A 9,798-nucleotide genomic window follows, 5' to 3' on the forward strand; every position below is an offset into this window, starting at 1 on the left:
TTATCCTAGGAGCCGTAATCATGACCGCCGCCCTTTCTGTTGTTCGCGCTGACACCACCACTGTTCAGGAATTTTCCAACGGATTGAAATGGATTCACCGCACGGTGAAGCACAACCGTATTTTGGCGTTTCAAATGTTTATCCCAGGTGGAGAGATTCAAGAACCGGTGGAACAGGCGGGTCTCACCCAGTTGATGACGGCCACCATGGTGAAAGGGACCACCCACCGGAGCGCTCTTGATCTGGCTCAGGAAATGGAAATGCTTGGGGCGTCGTTCGGTGTGGACGCCCAACCGGACGCCATGGCCGTCGGCGGCCAGGTCACGGTTGATAAATGGGTCAAAACCTTCGACTTGTTTGAAGACATCCTTTTGCGGCCTTCTTTTCCGGAAGCCGAAGTGGAGAAAGAACGTGCCGCCCTTCTGAACGCGATCCACACCAATGACGAACACATTTTCAATGTGGCGGAAGAACGGTTTCGCCAAGAGCTATTTGGGAGCCATCCTTACGGGCGACCGGACGGAGGGACGGTAAAGAGCGTTTCTCCTTTGACGCGGGAAGACCTCGTCGCGTGGCACAAGGCGCGGGTTTCCCCACGGGGGGCGGTGTTGGTGACGGTGGGGAACGTTCCCCTGGGGCCGTTCCGTCGCCGCGTGGAGGCTTTCGCTCACGCGTGGAGCGATTCCCCTTCTGCCCCGTCATCGTCTCCGGCCGTGGTTTATCCCACCGTTTCGCGTGTGGCGGAGGAAACCAAACCGTTTGAACAGTCTTACTTGATGTTGGGCTACCCGGCCCCTTCCGTGGACAGTCCCCGTTACCCCGTGGTCAAGTTGGTGAACGCCCTCTTGGGCGGGGGCATGAGCTCGCCCCTGTTTCGCGTGGTCCGAGAGGAGGGCACCCTGGCCTACGAGGTGTCTTCTTTTTTTCCGTCCCGTCGGCGTGGCAGTTCCTTTGTCGTCTACGCGGGGATGGATCCGAAAAATTTGGGGTTGGCTGAAGAAAAAGTTCGATCCGTCCTGGCGGACTTCGCCTCACGCCCTCCCGCGGCCCAAGATTTGGAAGACGCCAAAAATTATATTCGAGGTCATTTCTTGATGGACCACCAGACCAACGGTCGGTTGGCGTGGTATCTGGGCTGGTGGGAACTGTTGGGGAAAGGTTTTGCTTTCGACACGATTTATCCCGATGAAATCTCGCGCGTTTCGGCTGAAGATGTTCACCGTGTTTACCAAGAGATTCTGGCCCAACCTTCCGTAACGGTTCGAGTGATCTCGAAGGGGTCCTCATCGGTCCCGACTCCCTGAGGAGTGTCCCCTGATTCCTTTTCGGGTCAAAAGGGTGTCACTGTTGAATCTCTTTCTCCCCTCTCCCTTGATTTTTGCTTTGCTCCTAATCCCTTTATTCATGGGTTGTGGACGGGATCCTGTTCCCGAACCGGCCCTTTCTTCCATTGAATCTCTTCCTGTAACGGGGGACACTTATGTGGAGGCTTCCTTAGGGGATCCCTCGCGGCTGAATCCCCTCCTCGCTTCGGATTCGGCCTCCGGGTCGGTGAACGGATATCTTTTTAATGGTTTGGTGAAATACAACCGTGATTTAAAATTGGTGGGAGATTTGGCAGAATCCTGGGAGGTTCTGCAGGGCGGTTTGGAAATTATTTTTAAATTACGTAAAAATGTTCGTTGGCATGACGGCGTTCCCTTTACGGCTCAGGATGTGGTGTTTACTTACGAGCGGTTGATTGATCCCAACGTATTGACGCCCTATGGTTCGGATTTTAATTTGGTGAAATCCGTTGTGGCGGTAGACGCCCACACGGTTCGGGTGGAGTACAAAGAGCCCTTTGCCCCGGCGTTGGAATCTTGGGGTATGGGGATAATTCCTAAGCATGTATTTCAAAACGGGGCTTTCAATACCCATCCCGCGAACCGGGCGCCGGTGGGGACGGGGCCCTATCGGTTCGTGGAACTTAAAACTGACGAAAAAGCGGTCTTGGTGGCTAACCCGGACTACTTTGAAGGGCGTCCTTTTATTGACCGGGTGGTGATCCGAGTGATTCCAGACAGTTCCGTTCAATTCTTGGAACTTCGCAACCAATCCATTGATTTCATGGGGCTGCGCCCGGACCAATACATGGCCTACGATTCTTTTTTTCAAAACCATAAAAAGTTTCGTTATCCCTCTTTCAGCTACACCTTTTTCGGGTTCAACCTAAAGCGGGATTTGTTTAAAGACATTCGTGTTCGCCGGGCTTTGGGTATGGCCTTGGACAAACGCGAAATTATTGATGGTGTTCTGTTGGGGTTTGGTCGTTCCGCCACGGGCCCTTTTCCACCCTCTTCTTTGGCGTTCGACCCTGCTGTGGAGGACGTTCCCTTTGATCCTGCCCAATCAAAGAATCTCCTGGCCGAGATCGGTTGGCGTGACACAAACGGGGACGGTATTTTGGATCGGGATGGGAAACCCTTTTCTTTTACCGTCATTACAAATCAAGGCAATAAAATTCGGGAACAGACGGCGCTTATTTTGCAGGCCCATTTAGCGCGGATCGGAGTTAGGGTCGATGTTCGGGTGTTGGAATGGTCTTCCTTTATTCATGATTTTGTTGATAAGGGGAACTTTGATGCCATTATCCTGGGATGGAATCTGGGGCGGGACCCGGATCAATATTTGATTTGGCATTCCAGTCAGCAGGGGGAAGGACGATACAATTTTGTCGGCTACAATAACCCAACGGCTGACCGGTTGTGGGAAGAAGGGCGACGTACTTTCGATCCGAAAGAGAGACGGAATATTTATCGACAGTTGCATCGAATCGTGGCCCAGGATATGCCTTATATTTTTCTGTATTACCCGGATTCTCTTCCCACGGTTCATAACCGTTTTCAAAACGTTCTTGTGGCACCGGCGGGGATTGGGTGGAACTTTCGGGAATGGTTTGTTCCCCAACAACTCCAGCGTTACCGTTTAGCGAGGTAGCTGTTGACGGCCTACCTTCTTCGGCGGCTTTCGCTTACGTTGGTGACCCTTGTGGGGATTACCTTGATGACGTTTTTGGTCATGCGGTTGGCACCGGGGGGGCTCACGGCTGGGGCCACGGATTTGAGCGCGCGGGTTTCCGCTCACGAACAGCGTAAAAAGTTTGTGGCCCTTTATGATCTAGACAAACCCTGGTATGTTCAATACGGGAGTTGGCTCAAGCGTTTGTCTCGGCTTGATTTCGGACGGTCCTTTAAAGATGATCGGCCGGTGATCGAAAAGATCGGCGAACGGTTGCCCAATACCCTCCTACTCAATGTTTTGTCTTTGGGGCTTATATTTGTCGTGGCGGTGCCTCTGGGGATCCTCGCGGCGGTGAAGCAAAATACTTTTTGGGACCGGGCGGTGTCTGTTTTTGTCTTTGTTGGTTTCTCGGTTCCCACCTTTTGGCTGGCCCTGATGTTGATGATTTTGTTTGGGGTCCGATTGGCTTGGTTGCCCCTTTCTGGGTTGCACGCCCTGAACGCGGACGAGTTGTCTTTCGTCTCCTATTGGATGGATACAGGAAAACATTTGCTTCTGCCCGTCTTTATCTCGGCGTTTACCGGGTTGGCCGGGCTCTCTCGTTTTGTTCGGAACGGATTGCTGGAGGTCATTCGCCAGGATTATATTCGGACAGCCCGTGCGAAAGGACTTTCTGAATCCCGCGTGATTGGCCGCCACGCGTTGAGGAATGCTCTGATCCCTGTCATCACCATTCTGGGGCTCTCCTTACCGGACTTGATTGGGGGTGGGTTTATCTTTGAAACAATTTTTGCTTTCCCCGGTATGGGGCGTTTAGGTTTTGACGCGATTATGGCCCGGGATTTCCCTGTGGTGATGGGGGTGGGCACCATTGCCGCTGTTTTAACATTGGCCGGGAACCTGGTTGCGGATCTGGCTTACGCTGTGGTGGATCCGCGAATCCGATTGGCGGGAAAACGCTAATGTGGCGGTTCTATGGACAACGGTTTCTTTCCAACCGCCTGGCTTTAGGGGGGGGGCTCGTCCTCCTGTTTATTGCGATGTCTGCGATAGGGGCGTCTTTCCTTGCCCGGGCCGATCCCAACGAACAACAGCTGACCGAACGCCTTCAATCCCCTTCGCCACGTCATTGGCTAGGGACCGACGATTTAGGTCGCGATGTATTTTCCCGGCTTCTGCACGGCGGGCGTGTGTCCCTTCAAGTGGGAATTCTGGCTGTGGCCATTTCCGTGACCCTGGGAACCTTGGTGGGACTTTTGGCAGGCTATTTCGGTGGCGCGGTGGACGCGGTGCTCATGCGAGCGGTGGATATCGTGCTGTGTTTTCCGACGATCTTTTTGATTCTGATGGTGATCGCTTTTCTGGAACCCAGTTTGTGGAACGTTATGGCCGTCATCGGATTCACTTCTTGGCCTGGATTGGCGCGTCTCGTTCGAGGGGAAACCCTGAGCCTTCGTGAACGGGATTTTCTTTTGGCGGCCCGAGGGTTGGGGCTCTCGTCTCCTCGGATTCTTTTTGTTCACCTGCTTCCCAATCTGGTGGCACCGATTCTGGTTTCGGCAACCTTAGGGGTCGGGGGAGCCATCCTCACGGAATCCGCCCTTTCCTTTTTAGGACTTGGTGTTCAGCCGCCCATGGCGTCTTGGGGAAACATTTTAACCAGTGGGAAAGATTATTTGCATGTGGCCTGGTGGCTGTCCGTGTTCCCGGGCGTGGCCATCTTACTGACTGTGTTAGCGCTCAATCTGCTCGGTGAAGGGTTGCGGGATGTCCTTGATCCTCGGGAGAACGCGTGAACGTGTTGTCTGTTGAAAACCTTCGGGTGGAATACCGTCGATCGGGGAAAAGGATTCCCGCGGTCCGGAACGTTTCCTTTTCGATGGCGGCGGGGGAATCGTTAGGGATCGCGGGCGAGTCGGGGTCCGGGAAATCGACCTTGGGTCTCGCTCTGTTACGATTGATCCCCGAACCGGCGATCCTAACCGCCACGCGACTCACTTTTGATGGCGCGGAGGTTCTTTCTATGAAATCGGGGGATCTCCGCGATCTTCGGGGCGGGGCTATGGGGATCGTTTTTCAAGATCCCTTCTCTTCCATGAACCCGGTGTTGACAGTGGGCGAACAGGTGGAGGAAGTCTTGGAACGGCATTCCGGTGGTCGAAACCGCCATCGGGTCTTATCTCTGTTCGGACAGGTTCGTTTACCAGACCCCGCGGGACTATACGCGGCCTATCCCCACCAGTTGTCCGGCGGTCAGCGCCAGCGGGTTTGTTTAGCCATGGCCATCGCGGGGAACCCCAAACTGTTAATTGCCGATGAACCCACCACGGCTTTGGACGTTACGGTTCAACGGGAAATTCTGAATCTGTTGGATGATCTGAGACGGGAACTCCACATGGCCCTTTTGCTCATCACCCACAACGTGGGGTTGTTGTCCGAACGAACCGACCGTTTGGCGATCCTGTATGCCGGAGAAATTGTTGAAATCGGGCCAACCTCCACCGTTTTGAAGACACCCGCCCATCCTTACACCCAGGGTCTTTTGAAATCTCTTCCGCGCCTAACTGGAACGGAGTCCCGTCTCCCGGCCTTGCCGGGCCAGCCTCCAGGCCCTCTCGACATTCCGATGGGGTGCCCCTTTCACCCCCGGTGTTCGCAAGCTTTTGATCTTTGTTTCAGCCGGGCTCCCGTCCTTCGCTCCCATTCGACCCCGGGAGTTCAAGTGTCCTGCCACCTTTACGCGGAGGCCGTCCCATGACGCCCCTCCTTGAAACGAAAAACCTCACCAAAACGTACCCCGTGCGTGGCGGTGCTTTTCAAACGCGGCGGGGAGAGGTGCATGCTTTGGATCGTGTTTCCTTGTCTTTGTCTGCCGGTGAATCCCTGGGCCTTGTGGGGGAATCGGGGTCTGGAAAGACGACCTTGGCGCGGGTGGTGGCCGGACTATTGGATTCGAGTTCCGGACAGGTTTTATGGGAAGGACGTTCTCAAAAAGAGTTCAATCGAAGGCAATGGGCGGGGCATGTGCAAATGGTGTTTCAGGACCCTTCGGCCTCGTTGAACCCTAAATTATCCGTAGGGAGTCTTTTACGGGAAGTCCTTCATCCGAGGGAAAAACGAACGGGTGAACGTGTCCCTGTTGAATCCGCGTTGGCCGACGTGGGGTTACCCGCTGACGCGCAATCCTATTATCCGCACGAATTCTCGGGGGGACAGAAGCAGCGGATTGCCATTGCGCGTGCTTTGGCGGTGGGACCTCGCCTCCTGATCGCCGATGAACCGGTGTCTGCCTTGGATTTGTCGGTTCAAGCACAGATTCTTAACCTTTTGGCAGATCTGAAAGACCGTTTTCATTTGTCGCTGATTCTGATTAGTCATGATCTTACGGTGGTCCGCCACATGACCGATCGTGTTTTGATTTTAGCGGGAGGGCGCGAGGTCGAATCCGGTCTTACGGGGCCGGTGTTGGCTCAGCCCGCCCATTCGGTGACGCGCGCGTTGTTGGAAGCTGTTCCGGTTATGCTCCGATGACAAAAACCTTGCACCGTCTTTTAGCGGACACCGCTCGGCGTTCTCCTGACGCCGTCGTTTTTTATTATCGCGGTAAGGTCTGGACCTATGGACAGCTGGAGGAAAAGGTTGGACGCTGTGCCGCTGGACTTTCTTCTCGGGGTGTGGGCCGGGGAGATACCTTTGGGATCGTGCTACGCAACGCGCCGGAATTTGTTGTGTTGTTTTTTGCCTTGGCTCGGTTAGGCGCCATTGCGGTTCCAGTCAATTTCCTTGAACGAGGGGAACGTATAGGTTCTATTTTTTCCGACGCAGGGGTGAAGGGATGTCTGACGTCTCGGGAATTCCTTACGTCTGTCCGGGAGGCCCAGAAAACCTGCCCTTCCTTGCAACATGTCTTTTTGAAGGATAACGGAGACGCCCAGGACTCGTTTGACCGATTGTTGGATCCAAGCTCTCCTCTGGAGGGGGATCCATCCCTCGGGGAAGACGCTCTTGCCCTTCTGATCTACACGGCGGGGACCACCGGTCTCCCCAAGGGTGTTATGTTGACTCACGGCAATTTTATGGCCAATGTGGAATCCTGCCGTCAGGCCATTGAGGTGAGCGAGAAAGATCGATTTCTCTGTCTTTTGCCCATGTTTCATTCGTTTTCCTGGACAGTGAACGTGCTCCTGCCGATTCGATTGGGATCTCCCATCGTGATCATGGAATCCCTTCTCCCCTTTGATCCGGTTCTGAAAGCCATTTGGGAACACAAAGTTACGGTGTTTTGTGGTGTGCCTCCAATTTTTTCGGCGCTGACCCAGAAGGTGCGGGGAATAAAAGCGTTGGCTCTTCGGGTGGTCAATCCGGTTCGGGTCGCCATTTCGGGGGCCGCGGCTCTTCCCCCGGCGGTACTCACCGCTTTTGAAAAGACATTTCACATTCCCCTCTTGGAGGGATATGGATTAACCGAAGCCGCGCCGGTTGTCGCGGTGAACCCACTCCATAAGGATCGGAAAGCCGGAACGGTGGGGGTTGCGGTTCCGGGGGTTCAGATTAAATTGGTGGACGACAACGAGCGTTCGCTTCCCCCCATGGAAGTGGGGGAAGTGTGTGTGCGCGGGGCCAACGTGATGGCGGGTTATTACAAACGGCCGGAAGAAACCCGGGCCAGTTTCACTAAGGACGGGTGGCTCAAAACCGGTGATCTGGGGCGCCTGGACGAAGACGGGTATTTGTCCATTGTGGACCGAAAAAAAGATATGGTGATTGTGAAAGGATTGAATGTCTATCCGGTGGAGATCGAGCGCGCGCTGGAAAGCCACCCCGCCGTGGAGGAAGCCGCGGTGGTGGGGTTTCCGGACGAAACGGGAGACGAAACCATCGTGGCTTTCATCGTTTTCAAAGAGGGGAAAACGTGTTCAAAGGTGGACCTCCTGGACCACGGCCGTAAGCGGTTGGCTCCGTATAAAATCCCTAAAGATTTCGAATTTTGGAAGGAACTCCCAAAAAACGCTATCGGTAAAATATTAAAAAAAGATCTTCGCCTGGAAGCTCAGGCCAAACGGAGAAAAACATGAACTCGGACTTTGCATTAGGGGAGAAGAGCGTCAAGGGGCAGAGGGCCCGGAGCCCGAGTCGTCAGGGCCGCCTCGTCGAGAAAGAGAAAAAGTCTCCCTTACTTCATGTGAAATCCGGGTTGGAGGTGTGGCGGCGTCACTTGGGTGAATCCTCCAAGGAAAACGTTTGGATTGTGGGTGGGTTTCTCCGTGACACGATTCTGGGGCGGCCCACGTCCGATGTGGATTTCGCTGTGGACGGGGACGCTCAGGCTCTGGCCCATCGGTTTGCCCATGAGGTCAAGGGGTCGGTGTTTCCGTTGGATGCGGAGCGAGGCACCTATCGGGTCGTTCTGAAATCCAGCCAAGGATCCACGGATTTGGATTTCTCTCGTTTGCAAGGGCGCGGTATTTTAGAGGACCTCAAACGGCGTGATTTTACGGTGAACGCCATGGCGCTTCCCGTGTCCGCGTGGGGAACGGGAGGGTGGCGTGACCATCTTTTAGATCCGACGGGGGGCATGGCGGACTTGAAGGGGCGTCAACTCCGGCGTATTTCAACGAAGGGCCTTCGGGAGGATCCCCTTCGGCTGTTAAGGGCGTTTCGGTTTTCCGCTGAACTGGGGTTTGCCCTGACGCGAGAGACGACTTTCGATGTTCGGCGTTTCCACCCGTTGTTACGGCGGAGTGCCCCCGAACGGGTTCGGGAGGAGCTTCTTCGCCTTCTGGCGACGCCGCGCGCGGCAGACACCTTGTCGGGAATGGACCAAGCGGGGCTCCTGGAAGTGCTTTTCCCGGAAGTGGTTCCCATGCGAAAAACAGGGAAGGCCTATTATGGAAAGGGAGGTGTCTTGTCCCATTCGATAGCGGCGGTGCAGTCTCTCGAAAAACTTTTGGAGGAATTGCCCCATCAGTTTCCCTCCTTTCACAAGACGCTTACGAAACATTTAGCTGAACCCGTGAGCGGACATCCCCGGTTTGTTCATTTGAAGCTGGTAGAGCTTTTTCATGATATTGGAAAACCGGCGACGGCTAAAAAGGAAGGGGGAAAACTTCACTTTTATGGGCACGACGCGGTGGGGGCGAGGATGGTCTCTGAAATTGCCGAGCGGTTACGTTTTTCATCAAATGAATCCCGCTCCCTTTCTCGTCAGGTGGGGGCCCATATGCGACCGGGGAATTTGGGGCATCAGCCTGTGTTAACGGACAGAGCGGTGTATCGATTCTTTCGGGACTTGGAGGGGGACGCCGTGGGGATGTTGATCGTGGCGTTGGGAGATCATTTTACCTATTTGACCCCCCGAGCTCGGCGATCCCGGAAGGACCCAGTTTTTCTAACCATCCGGAAAATGTTGGAAAATTATTTTTTAAAATCTGAAGTCGTCGAACCCACGAAAATCATTAATGGAAAAGAGTTGATGAAAGCGCTTAAAATTAAACCAGGGCCGGAGGTGGGCCGTCTGTTGGACGCCATCCGGGAAGGCCAAGCGGCGGGAGAGGTGAAATCAAAACCCGACGCCCTGGCACTGGCCAAATCGCTTCTTCCGTGATAAAATAGCGCGGTCGAAGCAAGAGCTTTGCGGGTGTGGTTCAATGGTAGAATGCGAGCTTCCCAAGCTTGAGACGAGGGTTCGATTCCCTTCACCCGCTCCACTTTATGAAGGAAGGCCGGACCGATTTGTGGTCCGGCCTTCCTTGTATACGGACGGTTCGGTGAAGGGAATCGAAGCCGACCCGAACG

General features: G+C 54.5%; 8 protein-coding genes and 1 tRNA gene. All 9 read left to right on the top strand.

Features of this window, described 5'->3' with window-relative positions:
• Positions 1-20: 20 nt before the first annotated feature.
• The 9 genes from JNK54_06085 (at position 21) to JNK54_06125 (ending at position 9,710) form a co-directional block, all read left to right on the top strand.
• On the top strand, positions 21-1,304 hold the full coding sequence (locus JNK54_06085) for an insulinase family protein (protein ID MBL8023835.1): 1,284 nt from the start codon (positions 21-23) through the stop codon (positions 1,302-1,304).
• 100 nt (positions 1,305-1,404) lie between these two features.
• Entirely contained in the window at positions 1,405-2,979 is a 1,575-nt protein-coding gene (locus JNK54_06090; protein ID MBL8023836.1) for a peptide-binding protein, read from the top strand.
• Positions 2,980-2,982: 3 nt separating this feature from the next.
• Positions 2,983-3,966 carry an ABC transporter permease gene (locus JNK54_06095; protein ID MBL8023837.1) on the top strand — a complete coding sequence of 328 codons (984 nt, stop codon included), beginning with the start codon at positions 2,983-2,985 and terminating at the stop codon, positions 3,964-3,966.
• Positions 3,966-4,799, top strand: coding sequence for an ABC transporter permease (locus tag JNK54_06100; protein ID MBL8023838.1), 834 nt, complete (start codon positions 3,966-3,968; stop codon positions 4,797-4,799). Before JNK54_06095 ends, JNK54_06100 begins: the two co-directional genes overlap by 1 nt.
• Positions 4,796-5,761 carry an ABC transporter ATP-binding protein gene (locus JNK54_06105; protein ID MBL8023839.1) on the top strand — a complete coding sequence of 322 codons (966 nt, stop codon included), beginning with the start codon at positions 4,796-4,798 and terminating at the stop codon, positions 5,759-5,761. Before JNK54_06100 ends, JNK54_06105 begins: the two co-directional genes overlap by 4 nt.
• The gene (locus JNK54_06110) at positions 5,758-6,534 is read left to right on the top strand and encodes an ABC transporter ATP-binding protein (protein MBL8023840.1); all 777 of its coding nucleotides are present in this window, start codon (positions 5,758-5,760) and stop codon (positions 6,532-6,534) included. The genes JNK54_06105 and JNK54_06110 overlap by 4 nt, the downstream gene beginning before the upstream one ends.
• Positions 6,531-8,078 carry a long-chain fatty acid--CoA ligase gene (locus JNK54_06115; GenBank protein ID MBL8023841.1) on the top strand — a complete coding sequence of 516 codons (1,548 nt, stop codon included), beginning with the start codon at positions 6,531-6,533 and terminating at the stop codon, positions 8,076-8,078. Before JNK54_06110 ends, JNK54_06115 begins: the two co-directional genes overlap by 4 nt.
• Positions 8,075-9,607, top strand: coding sequence for an HDIG domain-containing protein (locus JNK54_06120; GenBank protein MBL8023842.1), 1,533 nt, complete (start codon positions 8,075-8,077; stop codon positions 9,605-9,607). The genes JNK54_06115 and JNK54_06120 overlap by 4 nt, the downstream gene beginning before the upstream one ends.
• A 29-nt stretch (positions 9,608-9,636) precedes the next feature.
• Positions 9,637-9,710, top strand: a tRNA-Gly gene (locus JNK54_06125).
• Positions 9,711-9,798 lie beyond the last annotated feature (88 nt).

It is taken from the genome of Elusimicrobiota bacterium, assembly GCA_016788905.1.
In the GTDB taxonomy this organism is placed as follows: Bacteria; Elusimicrobiota; Elusimicrobia; order FEN-1173; family FEN-1173; genus JADKHR01.